General features: G+C 49.8%; 16 protein-coding genes and 2 pseudogenes. 10 read left to right on the forward strand and 8 right to left on the reverse strand.

Features of this window, described 5'->3' with window-relative positions; translation table 11 throughout:
- The first annotated feature begins 158 nt into the window (after window positions 1-158).
- From ldtD to J4728_RS00810, 3 genes are all read left to right on the forward strand, one after another.
- Window positions 159-2,009: a L,D-transpeptidase gene (ldtD, locus tag J4728_RS00800; protein WP_208210921.1), complete on the forward strand. Its 1,851-nt coding sequence runs from the start codon at window positions 159-161 to the stop codon at window positions 2,007-2,009.
- Between the two features lie 259 nt (window positions 2,010-2,268).
- On the forward strand, window positions 2,269-2,817 hold the full coding sequence (locus J4728_RS00805; RefSeq protein WP_001748323.1) for a YcbK family protein: 549 nt from the start codon (window positions 2,269-2,271) through the stop codon (window positions 2,815-2,817).
- Between the two features lie 27 nt (window positions 2,818-2,844).
- Window positions 2,845-3,492 carry an MBL fold metallo-hydrolase gene (locus tag J4728_RS00810; RefSeq protein ID WP_001109471.1) on the forward strand — a complete coding sequence of 216 codons (648 nt, stop codon included), beginning with the start codon at window positions 2,845-2,847 and terminating at the stop codon, window positions 3,490-3,492.
- A gap of 61 nt (window positions 3,493-3,553) precedes the next feature.
- Here J4728_RS00810 and aspC read toward each other — a convergent pair whose 3' ends face one another.
- The 4 genes from aspC to J4728_RS00830 form a co-directional block, all read right to left on the reverse strand.
- Entirely contained in the window at window positions 3,554-4,744 is a 1,191-nt protein-coding gene (gene aspC, locus J4728_RS00815) for an aspartate transaminase (protein WP_000462653.1), read from the reverse strand.
- A 184-nt stretch (window positions 4,745-4,928) separates the two neighbouring features.
- The gene (ompF, locus tag J4728_RS00820; protein ID WP_000977709.1) at window positions 4,929-6,020 is read right to left on the reverse strand and encodes a porin OmpF; all 1,092 of its coding nucleotides are present in this window, start codon (window positions 6,018-6,020) and stop codon (window positions 4,929-4,931) included.
- Between the two features lie 605 nt (window positions 6,021-6,625).
- Window positions 6,626-8,026: an asparagine--tRNA ligase gene (gene asnS, locus J4728_RS00825; protein WP_023253820.1), complete on the reverse strand. Its 1,401-nt coding sequence runs from the start codon at window positions 8,024-8,026 to the stop codon at window positions 6,626-6,628.
- A 200-nt stretch (window positions 8,027-8,226) separates the two neighbouring features.
- A complete protein-coding gene (locus J4728_RS00830; protein WP_000762342.1) occupies window positions 8,227-8,688 on the reverse strand; it encodes an Lrp/AsnC family transcriptional regulator in 462 nt (153 codons plus the stop codon).
- 317 nt (window positions 8,689-9,005) lie between these two features.
- Here J4728_RS00830 and dpaL point away from each other — a divergent pair, with 317 nt between their 5' ends.
- Both dpaL and J4728_RS00840 read left to right on the forward strand, forming a co-directional pair.
- Complete coding sequence (gene dpaL / locus J4728_RS00835) at window positions 9,006-10,220, forward strand: diaminopropionate ammonia-lyase (protein ID WP_000544857.1); 1,215 nt, start codon at window positions 9,006-9,008, stop codon at window positions 10,218-10,220.
- A gap of 245 nt (window positions 10,221-10,465) precedes the next feature.
- Window positions 10,466-11,899, forward strand: a complete 1,434-nt coding sequence (locus J4728_RS00840; RefSeq protein ID WP_023244780.1) for an alanine/glycine:cation symporter family protein — start codon at window positions 10,466-10,468, stop codon at window positions 11,897-11,899.
- 80 nt (window positions 11,900-11,979) lie between these two features.
- Here the strand turns inward: J4728_RS00840 and pncB are convergent, their stop codons facing one another.
- The 3 genes from pncB to xis form a co-directional block, all read right to left on the reverse strand.
- The gene (gene pncB, locus J4728_RS00845) at window positions 11,980-13,182 is read right to left on the reverse strand and encodes a nicotinate phosphoribosyltransferase (RefSeq protein ID WP_000191404.1); all 1,203 of its coding nucleotides are present in this window, start codon (window positions 13,180-13,182) and stop codon (window positions 11,980-11,982) included.
- A gap of 194 nt (window positions 13,183-13,376) precedes the next feature.
- Window positions 13,377-14,669 (reverse strand): tyrosine-type recombinase/integrase, encoded by a 1,293-nt coding sequence (locus J4728_RS00850; RefSeq protein WP_198879758.1) that lies wholly within the window; start codon window positions 14,667-14,669, stop codon window positions 13,377-13,379.
- A 44-nt stretch (window positions 14,670-14,713) separates the two neighbouring features.
- The gene (gene xis, locus J4728_RS00855; RefSeq protein ID WP_000065276.1) at window positions 14,714-14,962 is read right to left on the reverse strand and encodes an excisionase Xis; all 249 of its coding nucleotides are present in this window, start codon (window positions 14,960-14,962) and stop codon (window positions 14,714-14,716) included.
- An 11-nt stretch (window positions 14,963-14,973) separates the two neighbouring features.
- On the opposite strand from xis, the pseudogene J4728_RS00860 reads away from it, so the two are divergent.
- From J4728_RS00860 to J4728_RS00870, 4 genes and pseudogenes are all read left to right on the forward strand, one after another.
- A pseudogene (locus J4728_RS00860) lies at window positions 14,974-15,219 on the forward strand (recombination protein NinG); the annotation flags it as partial.
- Window positions 15,212-15,310: pseudogene (locus J4728_RS24240) on the forward strand (hypothetical protein); the annotation flags it as partial. The pseudogenes J4728_RS00860 and J4728_RS24240, both read left to right, overlap by 8 nt.
- Entirely contained in the window at window positions 15,307-15,639 is a 333-nt protein-coding gene (locus tag J4728_RS00865) for a phage tail protein (protein WP_000978295.1), read from the forward strand. The pseudogene J4728_RS24240 and the gene J4728_RS00865, both read left to right, overlap by 4 nt.
- Window positions 15,640-15,736: 97 nt before the next feature.
- On the forward strand, window positions 15,737-16,234 hold the full coding sequence (locus J4728_RS00870; RefSeq protein WP_000725267.1) for an Ail/Lom family outer membrane beta-barrel protein: 498 nt from the start codon (window positions 15,737-15,739) through the stop codon (window positions 16,232-16,234).
- 116 nt (window positions 16,235-16,350) lie between these two features.
- On the opposite strand, the gene sodC1 is transcribed toward J4728_RS00870, so the two are convergent.
- Window positions 16,351-16,884 (reverse strand): superoxide dismutase [Cu-Zn] SodC1, encoded by a 534-nt coding sequence (sodC1, locus tag J4728_RS00875; RefSeq protein WP_000877926.1) that lies wholly within the window; start codon window positions 16,882-16,884, stop codon window positions 16,351-16,353.
- An 89-nt stretch (window positions 16,885-16,973) separates the two neighbouring features.
- On the opposite strand from sodC1, the gene J4728_RS00880 reads away from it, so the two are divergent.
- A complete protein-coding gene (locus J4728_RS00880; protein WP_001152416.1) occupies window positions 16,974-17,669 on the forward strand; it encodes a phage minor tail protein L in 696 nt (231 codons plus the stop codon).
- Window positions 17,670-17,671 lie beyond the last annotated feature (2 nt).

Raw genomic sequence — 17,671 nt, forward strand, 5'->3', positions numbered from 1 at the left:
AGGTTAGGCAAAAACGTAACGAACTTTATATACTGGAGTTAAGCCTGACGAGTGAGCAGGCTGACTCGTCATACTAAACAAAAGCATTGGTTGCGGTTGACCCGCGCTGCGGGCAGCGCAGTCATGCGGAGTATGATAACGAAAACAGGGGGCAAGGGATGTTGCTTAATAAGATGTGTGGTCGTTGTCTGTCGGCAATCAGTTTATGCCTGGCCGTAACATTCGCTCCACTGTTCAATGCGCAGGCCGATGAGCCTGAAATGATACCTGGCGATAGCGCCGTTGCCGCGACGGATCAGGCTGGGCCGCAGAAACAATCAGCCGCGACGGCGATTATGGCCGGGATTCAGCCGCTGCCGGAGGGCGTTTCAGCCGAGAAAGTCCGGGCTGATTTACAGTCGCAGCTTCCTTCCGGCTATACGCCGGTCTATATGAGCCAGCTGACATTGCTGTATGCCGCGCGCGACATGAAGCCCATGTGGGATAATCGCGATGCGGTGAAAGCCTTCCAGCAACAGTTGGCGGAGGTGGCGATTGCCGGATTCCAGCCGCAGTTTACCGCCTGGGTGGCATTGTTGACCGATCCCGCCGTAAACGGTATGGCGCGCGATGTTGTGTTGTCAGACGCCATGATGGGCTATCTCCATTTCATTGCGAATATCCCCGTCAAAGGCCAGCGCTGGTTATATAGCAACAAACCTTACGCATTGGCGACGCCGCCAGTCTCGGTGATTAACCAGTGGCAAATCGCGCTGGAAGAGGGCCAGTTGCCGATGTTTGTCGCCAGCCTGGCGCCGCAGCATCCACAGTATGCGCCCATGCATGACGCGCTACTGAAGCTGGTGGCAGACTCTCGCCCATGGCCGCAGTTGGCCAATACCGCAACGCTGCGCCCGGGGCAATGGAGTAACGATGTGCCTGCGCTGCGCGAAATATTACAGCGTACGGGGATGCTGGATGGCGGTCCAAAGATAGCCTTACCCGGCGATAACACTGCTGATAGCGCCGTCGTCAGCCCCTCCGCCGTGGTCGACGAAACATCGGTGGCGCAGCCGGTCGACGAACCAACGGCCCGCCGTAGTAAGCCGGCTCCGGCGATACGCGCCGCCTACGATAATGAACTGGTCGAGGCGGTAAAGCGTTTTCAGGCATGGCAAGGGCTGGGGGCGGATGGCGTTATTGGCCCGGCGACGCGTAACTGGCTTAATATGACCCCCGCGCAACGCGCAGGCGTACTGGCACTGAATATCCAACGTTTACGCCTGCTGCCGGCGGAACTCTCTACCGGTATTATGGTAAACATTCCCGCTTATTCGCTGGTCTACTATCAGAATGGCAACCAGGTGCTGGCTTCAAGGGTGATCGTCGGGCGTCCCGATCGTAAAACGCCGATGATGAGCAGCGCGCTGAATAATGTGGTGGTGAACCCGCCGTGGAACGTTCCGCCCACGCTTGCGCGTAAAGACATTTTACCGAAGGTGTGGAATGACCCAGGCTATCTGGAGCGCCATGGCTACACCGTGATGCGCGGCTGGAACAGCAAAGAAGCGATCGATCCGTGGCAGGTTGACTGGGCCACCATTACGCCATCGAATCTTCCGTTCCGTTTCCAGCAGGCGCCAGGCGCGCACAATTCGCTGGGGCGTTATAAATTTAATATGCCGAGTTCAGATGCTATCTATCTGCACGATACGCCTAACCATACTCTCTTTCAGCGTGACGCCAGGGCGTTAAGTTCCGGCTGCGTGCGGGTCAATAAGGCCTCTGAGCTGGCGAATATGCTCTTGCAGGATGCTGGCTGGAACGATGCGCGGATCTCAGGCGCCCTGAAGCAAGGCGACACGCGGTATGTCAATATCCGGCAGAACATTCCAGTAAATCTTTACTATCTGACCGCATTTGTCGGCGCAGATGGACGTATGCAATATCGTACAGATATTTACAATTACGATCTCACAGCGCGATCCAGCGCACAAATTGTGCCAAAGGTTGAACAATTAATCAGGTAAATGAAGAAGTTCTGGTAAATATGTTGTCCTAATGTTTGGCTTCAACGGGGCGTTTCGCTGTAGACCCCCGTTGTGGCTGGGGGAGGGCCATCTTGACGCGGGCTTTATCGGCAGTTAAGGTGCCTTTCGTGCGCCAGAAGTGCATATACAACAACCTTTAAGTCGACCGGGCCGTTCAGAAGTCTGTGCCAGCCGGTATCATGTCTGCTTAAAGGTAGAAGTGTATTAACGATAACATTGACCTGTAGACCTGATTATCATGGACAAATTTGACGCTAATCGCCGCAAGCTGCTGGCGCTTGGTGGTGTCGCTCTCGGCGCCGCCATCCTGCCCGCGCCAGCGTTTGCCACACTCTCGACCCCACGCCCGCGCATTTTGACGTTAAACAATCTCCATACCGGAGAGTCAATCAAGGCGGAGTTTTTCGATGGAAGAGCCTACATTCAGGATGAATTAGCAAAGTTAAACCATTTTTTCCGTGACTATCGCGCGAATAAAGTCCGAACAATCGATCCCCGCCTGTTTGACCAACTTTACCGACTCCAGGGTCTGTTAGGGACGCGTAAACCTGTGCAGCTCATCTCAGGCTACCGTTCTCTTGATACCAATAATGAATTACGCGCCCGTAGCAGCGGCGTAGCGAAAAAAAGCTACCATACAAAAGGGCAGGCGATGGATTTTCATATTGAGGGCGTGGCGCTGAGCAATATTCGCAAAGCGGCGTTATCTATGCGCGCAGGTGGTGTAGGATATTACCCACGTAGTAACTTTGTGCATATTGATACCGGGCCGGCGCGGCACTGGTAATCAGCGAGGCTTAATCAAAGGAGCAGTATGAACTATCGTATTATTCCGGTCACCGCGTTCTCCCAGAACTGTTCATTAATCTGGTGCGAACAAACCCGGCTGGCGGCGCTGGTCGATCCGGGCGGCGACGCGGAAAAAATTAAACAGGAAGTGGACGCCAGCGGCGTGACGTTGATGCAAATTTTACTCACGCATGGGCATCTCGATCACGTCGGCGCGGCGAGTGAACTGGCGCAGCATTACGGCGTTCCTGTTATCGGTCCGGAAAAAGAAGATGAGTTCTGGCTGCAAGGACTGCCGGCGCAAAGCCGCATGTTTGGTCTGGATGAGTGTCAGCCGCTGACGCCTGATCGCTGGCTGAACGACGGCGATCGCGTCAGCGTGGGGAATGTGACGTTACAGGTGTTACATTGTCCGGGACACACGCCGGGACACGTGGTTTTCTTTGATGAACAGTCGCAACTGCTGATCTCCGGCGATGTGATTTTCAAAGGTGGCGTCGGGCGCAGCGATTTTCCTCGCGGCGATCACACCCAGTTGATTGACGCCATTAAGCGTAAATTATTGCCGCTTGGCGATGATGTGACCTTTATTCCTGGCCACGGCCCGCTCTCTACGCTCGGGTACGAGCGTCTGCATAATCCCTTCTTGCAAGATGAGATGCCGGTCTGGTAAGCAGAATGAAAAAGCCTGCACATTGCAGGCTTTTTTATCGGTCACGCCAGTCGGCAGCTTTTTACAGTACCGCGACAATGGCTTCGCACAGTGGCGCCATATTATCCGGGGTCATGCCCGCCACGTTCACGCGACCAGAAGCCACGGCATAAACGCCGAACTCTTCACGCAGACGCAGCACCTGATCTTTGGTCAGACCGCTGAATGAGAACATCCCGTTCTGCTTGATAATAAAGCTGAAGTCACGGTTCGCGCCTTTTTCCTGCAAGGTATTCACGAACAGTTGACGCATACGCTGGATACGCTGGCGCATGTCCGTCAGTTCCTGTTCCCAGATAGCGCGCAGGGCGTCATTACTCAGGATAGTCGCGACGATGGACGCGCCGTGCGCTGGCGGGTTGGAGTAGTTAGCGCGAATGGCGGATTTCATCTGGCTAAAAGCGCGATCCACGGTTTCCGCATCGGCGGCAACGAGGGTGCAGGCGCCGACGCGCTCATTATATAAGCCGAAGTTTTTGGAGTAGGAGCTGGCGACAATAAGCTCTTTATGCAGCGCGGCAAAGGCGCGCAGACCTTCCGCATCTTCTTCCAGGCCGCGGGCAAAGCCCTGGTAAGCGAAATCGAATAGCGGCAGCCACCCTTTTTCAACGGAAAGCTCAGCCAGAACCTGCCACTGTTCCAGAGTAGGGTCAATGCCGGTTGGGTTATGACAGCAACCGTGGAACAGAACCACATCGCCGGCCTGTGCTTCGCTCAGGCTGGCTTGTAGCGCTTCAAAATCCAGCGTGTGATTTTCCGCATCGTAGTAAGCGTACTCCCGAACTTCCAGGCCGGCAGCGTTAAACACGCTTTTGTGGTTCGGCCAGCTGGGGTTGCTCACCCACACCCGTTTTACCGGAGTATTTTTTGCCAAAAAGTCGGCGGCAATGCGTAACGCGCCGGTACCGCCCGGCGTTTGCGCCGTGCGTGCACGCTTATCGTTAATCAGCGCGCTGCCTTTGCCGAACAGCAGTTCCTGAGTGCAGCGAGCAAATTCCGGAATCCCGTCAATGCCGAGATAGTTTTTCGTCGTTTCATTTTCCAGTAAATACTGCTCGGCTTTTTTAACGCTGGTGAGCACCGGTGTTTTGCCGGTTTCATCTTTATATACGCCAATGCCAAGGTTAATTTTCCCTGGACGGTCATCGGCGCGAAACAGATCGGCCAGGCCCAAAATCGGGTCGGCAGGAGCGGCGGTTATGTTCTCAAACATGACGAGGTTCCATTATAGTTACAGAAGGGAAATCCGCTATCAGGTTAACGGCAGATTTACAAAATGCCAACCGTTAGCGCTAAAAAGCCCGCCTGTTTTTGAAAGACGCACATTTTCTCTAAGAGAGATAAAAAAACAGGACCGAAGTCCTGTTTTTGAGGCATAAAACAAAGGGGTCTGCTGATCAGAACTGGTAAGTAATACCGACAGCCGCCTGATCGTCGGTGCCAACGTAGCTGGAGCTGTAGTCGTTTTCGTCCAGCAGGTTGAAACGGTAGTCAACCCATACGTTCATGTTTTTGTTGAAGTAGTAAGTCGCGCCCGCCTGAATATATTTCGCCAGATCGGCCGAGCCGTCGGCGCCGTTCAACTGCTTACCTTTACTCTGCACATACGAGATTGCCGGACGCAGGCCGAAGTCAAACTGGTACTGAGCGACCACTTCCAGGTTCTGCGTTTTGTTTGCCATTTCCACGGTATCGGTAACCGTATTTTCAACAATGCTCATATTGCGGGTTTCAGCATATACGGCAGCCAGGTAGACGTTGTTTGCATCATATTTCGCGCCAACGGCCCATGACTCTGCGCGATCGCCATTACCATCGCGATCCTGCTGATCGTTAGTACGCTTGCTGTTGCTGTACGCTGCGGTGACGCCAAAGCCGTCGAACTCATATGCCATGGTGTAACCTACGCCATCGCCATTCTGAGAGTTAATGCTGTGGTTGTCCTGATTTTTACCCTGATACTGGATACCGAAAGAGAGACCGTCCACCAGACCAAAGAAGTCAGAGTTACGGTAGGTCAACAAACCGCCAGCACGGCTGGTCATGTAGTTATCAGTATAGGCGCCGCCCCAGGTTTCGCCGGAGAAGTAGGGGGCCATATCGGTATAGGATTCAACATCGTAAACGATACCGTAGTTACGACCATAATCGATTGAACCCACTTCCGCGTATTTCAAACCCGCGAAAGCCAGACGTACCAGATTCGAGTTCTGCTGTTCGCCTTCAGCGCGGTCTGCTTTAGTACGGTATTCCCACTGACCGAAACCGGTCAGATCGGTGTTAATCTGCGTTTCCCCTTTAAAACCAATCTGGGCATAAGTCTGGTCGGCATTTTTACTATCGCCGGTCGTTGTCCATACGTGACGACCCACGGCTTTACCGTACAGATCCAGCTTATTACCATCTTTATTATAAATTTCTGCTGCGTTTGCGGTTGCAGCAGCCAGCAGGGCAGGGATCACCGCTGCCAGGATTTTGCGCTTCATCATTATTTATTACCCTCATTGGTTTTTTTATATGACACCTGCCACTGCCGTCAATAAATTCCGTCAATAAAACTTTACAGAAATATTGATGAGAGTTTGGTGTCTTTATGTGTCTGACAGGCATCTTTCCATTCAAACTAACGTTTCGCTACCGTGAAAGTGCTACAAATATAAATATTTGGTTTCAAAATAAAAAAATATGTAAACAAATGTTATTTTTGCGGAACTTTGTGAACAACGTCAAACTTCCCCTGAGTTCTCGCTTTGATTTGATCGTTTTTCTTTTATCACTATGATTTTATTGTAATTATTGGCTTGTAGCACCGTTGTGCCTGAAAAAGCAGCAGACGAGCTATTTCATAAAAATAGCCATTTAGAAGTCTTGATGTCCGAAATTGTGGTGAAAAATTGTGCTATTAGAGCAGAAAAATCTAATCCGCAATAAAATTAAGGATTAATTTTTATGTGTAAATATTTTCGTGAAATATACAGTAACAAGATGTGGTAATTCAGATGGTTGTAATTAAATTTATTTACTTATTGATAATAAAACTGACATTCAGGCGAAAAAAAGGCCAGCATAGCTGGCCTTGAGTGTGACGTAAAAATCAGAAGCTGGCGTTGCGTGGGGTCCGTGGGAACGGAATAACATCACGCACGTTTTGCACACCCGTGACGTAAGCGATAAGGCGTTCAAAGCCCAGGCCAAAGCCGGAATGCGGTACAGTACCGTAGCGACGCAAGTCGCGATACCACCAGTAATCCTCTTTATTCAGCCCCATTTCGGCCATACGGGCATCCAGCACATCCAGACGCTCTTCACGCTGGGAACCACCGATGATTTCGCCGATTCCCGGCGCCAGCACATCCATGGCCGCCACGGTTTTGCCATCTTCGTTAAGGCGCATGTAAAACGCTTTAATTTCTTTCGGATAGTTTTTCACCACTACCGGCGCTTTGAAATGCTCTTCCGCCAGATAACGTTCGTGTTCGGAAGAGAGGTCGACGCCCCAGAACACCGGGTTTTCAAATGTCTTACCACAGCGTTCCAGAATGGCGACCGCATCGGTGTAATCCACCTGAGCGAAGTCGGTGGAGACAAAACGCTCCAGACGAGCGATAGCGTCTTTATCCACGCGTTCGGCAAAGAACTTCATGTCATCCGCACGCTCTTCCAGAACCGCCTTGAAGACATATTTCAGCATGGCTTCCGCCAGACGGGCGTTGTCTTCCAGATCGGCGAACGCCACTTCCGGCTCCAGCATCCAGAACTCCGCCAGGTGGCGGCTGGTGTTGGAATTTTCCGCGCGGAAGGTCGGCCCAAAAGTATAGATTTTGGACAGCGCACAGGCATACGTTTCACCGTTGAGCTGGCCGGAGACGGTCAGGAATGATTCTTTGCCAAAAAAGTCTTTGTCAAAATCTACTCTGCCCTGGTCGTTACGCGGCAGGTTTTCCAGATCCAGCGTTGAAACGCGGAACATTTCGCCAGCGCCTTCGGTATCGGAAGCGGTAATCAGCGGGGTAGAGACCCAAAAGAAACCCTGCTCATCGAAGAAGCGATGCAGCGCCTGCGCCAGAGTATGGCGGACGCGCGCTACCGCGCCAATCAGGTTGGTGCGCGGGCGCAGATGCGCGACTTCACGCAGATACTCAATGCTATGGCGTTTTGCCGCCATCGGGTAGGTATCCGGATCTTCCACCCAGCCTGCGACCTCTACTTTCGTGGTCTGGATTTCGAAACTTTGCCCCTGTCCCGGCGACGCGACAACCTTACCTGTTACTACCACGGAGCAGCCTGTCGTCAGGTGTAATACTTCTTCATTATAATTGGGCAGAGAATTATTAATGACAGCCTGTACAGGATCAAAGCAGGAGCCGTCATAAACGGCGAGGAAGGAGATGCCAGCTTTTGAATCTCGGCGGGTACGCACCCATCCGCGCACGGTGACTTCTTGGTCAACGGCTACGCGGCCCTGGAGTACGTCGGCTACAGGCACAACGCTCATAATATTCTCTCTAGTTAATAGTCGGAAAAAATAAACACTTGTCCACCCGAAATGGGGGTATTCCTATGTTACCTGGCATCTGCAATCAGACAAGCAGAAATCGCATCTGGAAGCAGGTTTTCAGAAAGAAACCTGTAAAAAGTTCGCACCTGCTCGCGAACCATTGAGAATTTAGGCTGGTTTTGCAAGCTTTGCGCACGTTACTCGATCAGGACGCGCATCTCTTGCTTGGCGTTTTGCATCACGACAATCGTTTTAAAAGACTTTATATTGCCTGAGGAAAAGAAAAGCTCACGGGTAAGCGCTTCATATTCCGCCATGTCACGAACATTGAGCACCAGTAAAAAGTCGAAATCGCCCGTTACGTAGTAGACCTGCTGCACCTGCGGGCAACTGACAAACCGTTGACGAGCCTCTTCCAGTAAATTGAATCGCTCGTTTTCGATCACCACCTGCACCACAATCGTGACCGGGCGTCCCACTTTGCCAGCATCAATAAGGCTGACATTGCCTTTAATTATGCCCGCCTCCTCCAGTGCCGCGATACGACGATTCACTGCCGAAGGTGAAAGATTGACCTGTTCGGCGATTTCCCGCTGAGAAAGACGATTATCGCGCTGCAATAATGTCAGAATGTTTTTATCCCAGGCGTCAAGCTTCATATCGCAAATAACCTCTTTAATGTGATGACTATCACTGTGCGCAATTTTGCCGCGTCCAGGTCGTTAAAAAAAGGTGAAAATTGCACGACGATGGGCATTTTCGCGCCATTTAACAGCAATAAGCATAGTACTATCATAATCAGTGGAATAAAGAAAAGGACGTAATAGATATTGTGCGACTCTTTTATCAGTACGGTTTATTAAAGTGAGGATAACCACTACTACAGCCACAAAACGCGAGTTCTTTACTTGTTTCTACTCAATAATTGCCAAAAACATATTATTTCAATAAATAAACTTTAACAAAAGGTATCATTATGCATGAACTTATTAAATACCAGTTTAATACACGTCGGAAAAAATATGGTACAGGAGCGGCCTTAAGTTTGCTTAACGGAAATGTTGGGCGTGAGGTGTTAGCATTTCATAAAAAATTACCCAATTATGCCGTCACGCCGTTACATAATCTGGCGCATCTAAGCCGGCGGCTTGGACTAGGGTCCATCCATATTAAAGATGAATCCTGGCGTTTTGGTCTGAATGCTTTTAAAGGTCTGGGCGGCTCTTATGCTGTAGGAAAATATCTCGCTGATAAATTGCAATGTGATATTAACTCGTTAAGTTTTGCTGCCCTTAACACTCCTGAGATTAAAGAAAAAATTAAGGATTGTGTTTTTGTTACCGCGACGGATGGCAATCATGGCCGTGGTGTGGCGTGGGCGGCGGAGCAATTAGGTCTAAAAGCCGTCGTTTATATGCCTAAAGGATCATCGTTAATCCGGGCAGAGAATATTCGCCATCATGGAGCTGAATGCACCATCACCGATCTGAACTACGATGATGCAGTGCGACTGGCCCATAGAATGGCGCAAACAAAAGGCTGGGTGCTTTTGCAGGATACAGCCTGGACAGGGTATGAAGAGATCCCAACGTGGATTATGCAAGGCTATATGACACTAGCGGTTGAAGCTTATGAGCAGCTCGCAGAAACAAACAGTCCGTTGCCAACCCACCTTATTTTACAAGCGGGGGTGGGATCATTTGCTGGCAGTGTTATGGGTTATTTTGTTGAAAAAATGCAGGAAAATATCCCTAATATTATTGTGGTTGAGCCGCATCAGGCCAACTGTCTTTATCAATCCGCAGTTATGGATGATGGTCAACCTCACTGCGTCACTGGCGATATGGCGACGATAATGGCCGGGCTTGCGTGTGGGGAGCCGAATATTATCAGTTGGCCTATTATTCGGGACAACACCAGTTGTTTTATTTCCGCTGATGACTGTCTGGCGGCTAAAGGTATGCGCATTTCTGCCGCGCCGCGTCCAGGCACTGATACGCCTTTTATTTCCGGCGAGTCCGGAGCTATTGGCGTAGGATTACTTTATGAGTTGATGAACAATATGCATTATCAGGATCTTGCTAATCGCTTACAGCTTGATGCCAGTGCTCATGTTCTGCTTATTAGCACCGAAGGCGATACGTCCCCAGATATTTATGAAGATATAGTCTGGAACGGACGCAGTGCTTAAACATTACGACTAAAAAATTAGATAATAAAGGCAGCATGTAAAAAACGCGTTTTTTATACGCATAATAAACCTAATGCAGGAAGCAAAACTTCATAACAATATACCATTAAAACGGCATTTAGTGAGTAAGGGATGCTCCTACCCGCTGACTTTCCAGTTTAGTGTTGTTGGCAAAATTCAGGATTACGCTGAACTGGAAAGATTATTACTGAGACTGAACGAATTAATTTAAATCCGAGGTCATTATGTTAGAGCAACTTTCACAACTCTTTGAATTTCTATGGGGTGGCCCATTATTTTTGTGTGTCATCGGCATTGGCTTTTATTTTACAGTACGCCTCAAATTTTTCCAGATTATCAATTTAAAAGAAATTTACCGTAATACAATTGGTACACTTGCCGGAAAAAATAAACAAAACACTACTGGCGAGGCAGCGTCTAAAAAATCCTTAAAATCAATAGAGGTGGCTGCCACTGTGCTATCCGGCTCATTAGGCGCGGGAACGATCGCAGGTGTTGCTGCGGCTATTGCGGTTGGCGGACCTGGGGCAATTTTCTGGATGTGGATCATTGCGGTCGTGGGTATGATGACCAAAATGGTTGAAGTGACGCTGGCGGTGAAATACCGAAGTAAAGGTGAGAATGGCGAATATTATGGCGGCCCAATGCATTATATTAAGAAAGGGCTCAATAAAAAATGGCATCCCCTGGCAGGATTATATGCGTTTGCATTAATGATTCTGGTTATTACGGATGCCTGTTTTGTGCAAACTAATACGATGGCGGCGGTCATTCACTATACGTTTGACATCCCAACAAGCGTCATTGGGGGATTTATTGTCATCGTAGGCGCGTTGGTTATTTTAAAAGGACTCGCCAGTCTTGGTAAATTCTGTACGATTGCACTTCCACCGATCACCATTGCCTATTTCATTGGTGCCGCTGGTGTAGTGGTATTGAATATCGAGGCTATCCCACAGGTTATAAAAAGTATTTTCTATTATGCCTTTGCCCCTGCGCCAGCAGCCGGTGGCTTTGTCGGGTCAACCATCATGATGGCCATCAGTAAAGGAGCCAGTCGCGGAATATTCACTAACGAAGCCGGCATGGGTACCTCGGCCACAGTACATGCTACTGCCAACGTGGATTATGCTTTCCGTCAGGGAATGTGGGGGGCAGTGGAAGTTTTTTTTGTCTCAATGATTACCTGTAACTTTACTGCATTTGCTGTACTTGCTTCTGGTATGTGGACAGACGCCAGTTATCAAGGTATTCAGATTATCTTTGCCGCCTTAAAAGAAACATGGCATCCGATTATTGTTCAGGTTCTCTGTCTCGGTGTGGCGTTGATTCTGTTTACTTCTTATCTTGGCTCATATATTAAATTTCGCACTTCGATAAACTATATCTTTGGCGATAAGCTAGAACGCATCATTAAATGGCTATATTTTTTGCCGCCACTGATTGCCGTTAATATGGAAATCCCGGTAATCTGGTTAATGGCTGATATTGCTGTCGGTTTTCTGGTTATCCCCAACGTAATTGCTCTGTTCTTGCTGCGTAAAGAATTTATTAGCGAATTCAATTTATTCAGAACGCGTACACAGCGGGACACTAATTCTGAAAAAACAACGCAAATTACGCACGTAAATATGTCGAAGAGTGAAGGGGAAGAATAGTCACCATCGCGGCCAGAACAGGTAAGATGGTCAGGAGAGTAACAAAGCGCCCACTTTCCGGGCGCTTCGCACAGGCATGGTTAACTTGCTTTACGCACCTGCGGGAGATCGAACGCTTTACGCAGCGCGCGCACAAACGCTTTATCATGACAGATCGTTTTACCGGGGCTGTCGGAAAGTTTAGCCACCGGCTTTCCGTTACATTCCACGAGTTTAATCACGATATTGAGCGGTTTTACCTGAGGGATATCGCAGGTCAGGCGGGTACCGATGCCGAAGCTTAACTGCACGCGAGAGGCGAAATGGCGATAGAGCTCGACCGCCTTTGGCAGATCAAGGTTATCTGAAAAGACCAGCGTTTTTGTCAGCGGATCAATCCCCAGCTTTTCATAATGGGCAATCGCCTTTTCGCCCCATGCGACAGGGTCTCCTGAGTCGTGGCGTAACCCCTGATAACGGCTGGCGAATTCAATGCCGAAATCGCGTAAAAACGCATCCATTGTAATGCAATCTGTCAAGGCGATACCAAGCTGGTCCGGATATTCGTTAAGCCAGGCGGCCAACGCGGCACGCTGGCTGGTCGCCAGGTCCGGACTGATTTGTTGATGCGCCTGGAACCATTCGTGCGCCTGAGTGCCCATCGGCGTCAGCGCCAGGCGACGCGCGAGATCATAGTTGCTGGTGCCGACGAACCATGACTCCTGCTGGAGACGTTTAACTATCGCCTGCTGCACTTCACGAGAGAAACGGCGGCGGGTGCCGAAGTCCATCAGGTGGAAGCGGGACATATCGAGATTGGCGGTTAACGCAGTGAAATCAACCAGCTTACTTTCCAGCGCGTCGAGCGCCTGATCAACGCCCGCGTTTGGCGAGCGGTAGTGATGAACCAGCTCACTGATCACGGCCAGCAGCGGCACTTCCCACATAATGACTTCACGCCACGGGCCGGTTAAGCGAATATTCAGCTTGCCGTTATCGTTGGTGACACAGACTTGAGCTGGGTTATAGCGAAACTCGCGTAACCAGTTCAGATAATCCGGTTTAAAAAAGGGCAGGCCGGAGAGCCACTGGAACTCGTCCTCCTGGAGGCGCAGGTGCTGCATCGCGTCCACCTGCTCGCGAATAGCATCGGCATAAATACCCAGCAGGTCGTCGCCACGGCAACGAAACTCAGCCGCTACCTGCACATCATAGTAGTGGTGAAAAACGGCTTGCTGCATATGCAACTTATAAGCATCTGTATCCAGCAACGAGTGCAGAACAGGAGAAGCGAATTGTGTCATAGGTGCGCTGTTGCGTCCTCTCACGGGAGCGTTTAGTACAATAAACAACTAAGAAAACCGCTGGAGTATACCTTGTTTAGCGATTTATTGAACCCCGATCACACCATAAGCTGTCTTTAGGGTCGAGCGCATTTCGTGCCCCATGTTATAAAAATGTAGCGATGCGACTGCTAACCCCTTGAATTTAAGGATTTCTACTGCGCTGCTACCATGCTTTGGGGCAGTGATGGGGCATAGCGGGAAAGTGCCTGGTTGAGCAGAGAAACCTGTTCTGCGCTCTTCTCTGACATCCACTTTCCATACACCTTGTAAACCATCTGTGCATCGGTATGCCCCATCTGCGTTGCTATAAAGTTTGGGTTAGCACCAGCTGATAATGACCAGCATGCATAGGTATGTCGTGACTGATACGCGTTACGGTAACGAATGCCGGCACGCTTGATTATCGGGCCCCAAATTTTATTAATGGAATTAACCGCGTAGTGATATCCTGTGCGAGGTCCACGTTTGACGCATTGAGGGCTGAATACGAACGTGCAGGGCTGAATGACAGATTGTCCATATTCCCGCAACTTCACTTCAACCTCAAACTGCCGGCCAAGGCGTGTCAACTGGGCCTGATTCCTCAGGGCATCAATAGCTGGTTGAATGAGATATATCACCCTGTCAGTACCTGCGTCGGTTTTTGGCAGGGTGAACTCATCCGTCTGGGTAAGGTTGCGCTTCACAATGATCGTCCCGGCATGCAGATCGATATCTTCCCAGGCCAGACCGCACAACTCCCCATGCCTCATTCCGGTATAGACTGCCAGTGACCAGAGATTTCTCATCTGCTGGTGGCCGCATGCCTGGATAAACCTGATGAACTCGTCTGTCGTGAGTGGATCTGGTTCCCCTTTCGCTTTCTTGAGACGGTTAATTCCGCTAAACGGGTTTTCCTTTGCATAGCCGTTATCTGTTCCAAACTGGAAGATCTCGGTCATCAGCATCATGTAATTATTCACTGTGGACGATTTCCGGCCTTTAACCTGAGTCCGGTGATCCTTCTTCATTACCTGAAAGCCCGTCAGCAACTCCTTCCTGACATACAGCAAATCCTCAGTAGTCACCGCAGAAACCATTTTGTTTTCGCCGATGAGTGGAAGCATGTTTTTTATGATAGATTCGTACCTACTCATGGTATTAGAGCTGATCTCCATTCTCTTCAGCTCGGACCATCTTTCGGTAAGCTCCAGCACAGTAATTTCCTTTCTATCCTGACCGAACCGGGCAAGGTTCGGTGAGTTTGGGAATTTTTCCACATAGTTAAAATTCCCCATCCTTATCGCAAAACAAACCGAAGAACGCAGTTCGCCAGCTATCTTGCGATTTTTTGCAGTGTCAGGGACACCAAGGTTTTCCCTGACACGTTTACCTTTATACAGAAACCAGATGCGGAGCGAACCGCCGTGGTTTTCGACGCCTGTCGGGTATGATGCATTAGCCATTAATCCCTCCTGACGTCCAGGAGCATTGACGAGTGTACTGCTTTTCATGTTGTCTTCGCACCTGGTTGATTTTTTTTCTGCGCCTCGATCCACTGATCAACGGCTTCTCTGTTGTATATGCATTCGCTCGAAGGCTTCGGATTTCCGTCTGGTGAAATGTGCAGGTACTCGCGGCCCAGCATCCAGGATTCTTTTCTGGCGCGGGTAATGGTTCCGGGCTTAAGCCCGGTAACCGCAATCAGAACTTTTTCGCTAACCCACTTGTTTGGCGTCAGTTGGATAATGTTGCTCATCGTTTTCTCCAGTGGCCCCGCAGTGGTTTCACCCGATACGCGAGGGGCAGATCGTTTGCTCGTACCAGTGCGCCAGCGCCGTCGGCAAAGAACAGACCAGAAAAGCTCGCGAAGCCGCGCAACGTAAGGCGCAATCCCTTCAGCGCGCCGTTGAGAAAAAAGAACGCGCCGCCTGGCGCCAGCGGAAAGCCGCGGTTAAGCCGCTGAAGCACTGGATTGACTTGACGCAGCGCGCCGTAAATGACATTTGCCGCGAAGGCGGTTTATGATCTGGGTAAAAAGGCGGCGGCTGATTTCGTGCAGCAGCAGGGGCGTGACGGCGGCAGGCTGAGCGGGGCATATCGATGATGAAAACCTTTCACTGGAAAGTTGACCCGGACATGGGGGTGGATTCGGAACCACAGGTGTCGGTGGTGAGGTTCGGTGATGGCTACGAGCAGCGGCGTGCATCCGGGATCAATAATGACCTAAAAAAATACAGTGTGACTATCCGCGTTGACCGGGAGGATGGTCCGGCACTGGAGGGCTTTTTGTCACAGCATAACGGTGTGAAGGCGTTTTTGTGGACTCCGCCTTACGGATACCGGCAGATTAAGGTTGTCTGCCGGAAATGGAGTGTGAAAGCGGGATTGCTGAAAACAACATTCACCGCGACATTTGAGCAGGTTATTTCTTAGTATTTTTGATCGAAACGATCGATAAATATGATTGAACTTTCTAACCTGCTGCTGTTTCACTGAGCCCGCACAGTCAATAATCAAAAAAAGAAATGTTATGAAAAAGATTGTCGTGGCGGTTTTAGTTGGTCTGGCGTTAGGTAGCATCGGCGTGGCTAACGCAGCAGGGTATAAAAATACCGTTTCAATTGGATATGCCTACACAGATTTAAGCGGCTGGCTTTCCGGTAATGCGAACGGTGCCAACATCAAATATAACTGGGAAGATCTGGACAGTGGATTCGGGGCGATGGGTTCAGTTACATACACCTCGGCTGATGTTAATAACTATGGGTATAAGGTAGGTGATGCTGATTATACCTCCCTTCTTGTTGGTCCTTCATACCGTTTTAACGACTATCTGAATGCTTACGTGATGATTGGTGCAGCAAACGGACATATTAAGGATAACTGGGGAAATTCTGACAATAAAACCGCCTTTGCTTATGGGGCAGGTATTCAGCTTAACCCGGTTGAAAATATTGCCGTTAATGCGTCTTATGAGCATACAAGTTTTTCCACTGATGCTGACAGTGACGTCAAAGCTGGAACCTAGGTGCTTGGCGTAGGTTACAGCTTCTGACCTTTAACATCGATACAGATTTAATGCCCTCCAGTGAGAGGGCTTTTTTATGGGTAAAACGAAATTATGACGATATGGCTATGTTGCTGTTATTTCTCAATGACACCACAGGCAAAACGTGCACCGCCACCACCCAGTGGAGCAGGTTTATCGGAGTAATTGTCACCGCCTTTATGGATCATCAATGAGTGACCTTTCAGTTCTGACAGTGATTTAAGGCGTGGTGCCAGTAACGGATACGTGGCTGTACCATCTGCATTGACAACCAGTCCAGGCAGATCCCCCAAATGCCCTTTGTCATTATATGGGCCAAGATGTTTCCCGGTTTTTTCGGGGTCAAGATGTCCTCCGGCCATGAGCGCCGGAACCTCTTTACCGTCTTTCATTCCCGGCATACAGCTTGGGTTTGTGTGGACATGGAAGCCGTGAATTCCTGGCGTAAGACCATTTAGGTGAGGAGTGAAAAGCAGACCGTAAGGTGTCTCTGAAACTGTGATTTCACCTATGTTTTCTCCTGTTCCGCTGGACAGGGCATCGTTCATCTTTACAGTCAGGGTATTCTCTGCCATTGCTGAACAACTGATGAGCGCACCAGCTACCAGCGACAATATTGTGTATTTCATTAGTTACCTCGTTTTTTGGTTGTATCGTAAATACCATTAATAAAAGCAGGTATATTTTTGCAAGATAAATAATAAAGGATCTCTCATATATGCAGGATATACCACAGGAAACCCTGAGCGAGACCACCAAAGCGGAGCAGTCCGCGAAGGTGGATTTGTGGGAATTTGATTTAACCGCGATTGGCGGTGAGCGCTTTTTCTTCTGTAACGAACCGAACGAAAAAGGCGAGCCGTTAACCTGGCAGGGGAGGCAGTACGAACCGTACCCGATACAGGTACAGGATTTTGAGATGAACGGGAAAGGCGCATCTCCCCGCCCGAACCTCGTTGTTGCCAATCTCTTTGGTCTGGTCACGGGGATGGCGGAGGATTTGCAAAGTCTCGTCGGCGCGTCAGTGGTAAGGCATCAGGTTTACAGCAAGTTTCTTGATGCGGTGAATTTCAGTAACGGCAATCCGGGCGCTGACCCGGAGCAGGAGGCGGTAGCGCGCTATAACGTGGAGCAGTTGTCAGAACTGGATTCATCAACTGCTACCATTATTCTGGCATCACCGGCAGAAACCGACGGTTCTGTGGTGCCGGGGCGTACCATGCTGGCGGACTCCTGTCCGTGGGATTACCGGGATGAAAACTGCGGATACGACGGCCCGCCCGTGGCCGATGAGTTCGATAAGCCCACCTCAGACCCGAAAAAGGATAAATGCAGCCACTGCATGAAAGGCTGTGAAATGCGTAACAATCTGGTGAATGCCGGATTTTTCGCTTCCATCAACAAACTGTCTTAACA

The organism is Salmonella sp. 32070601201500089SM (assembly GCF_017573605.1).
GTDB lineage: Bacteria > Pseudomonadota > Gammaproteobacteria > Enterobacterales > Enterobacteriaceae > Salmonella > Salmonella enterica.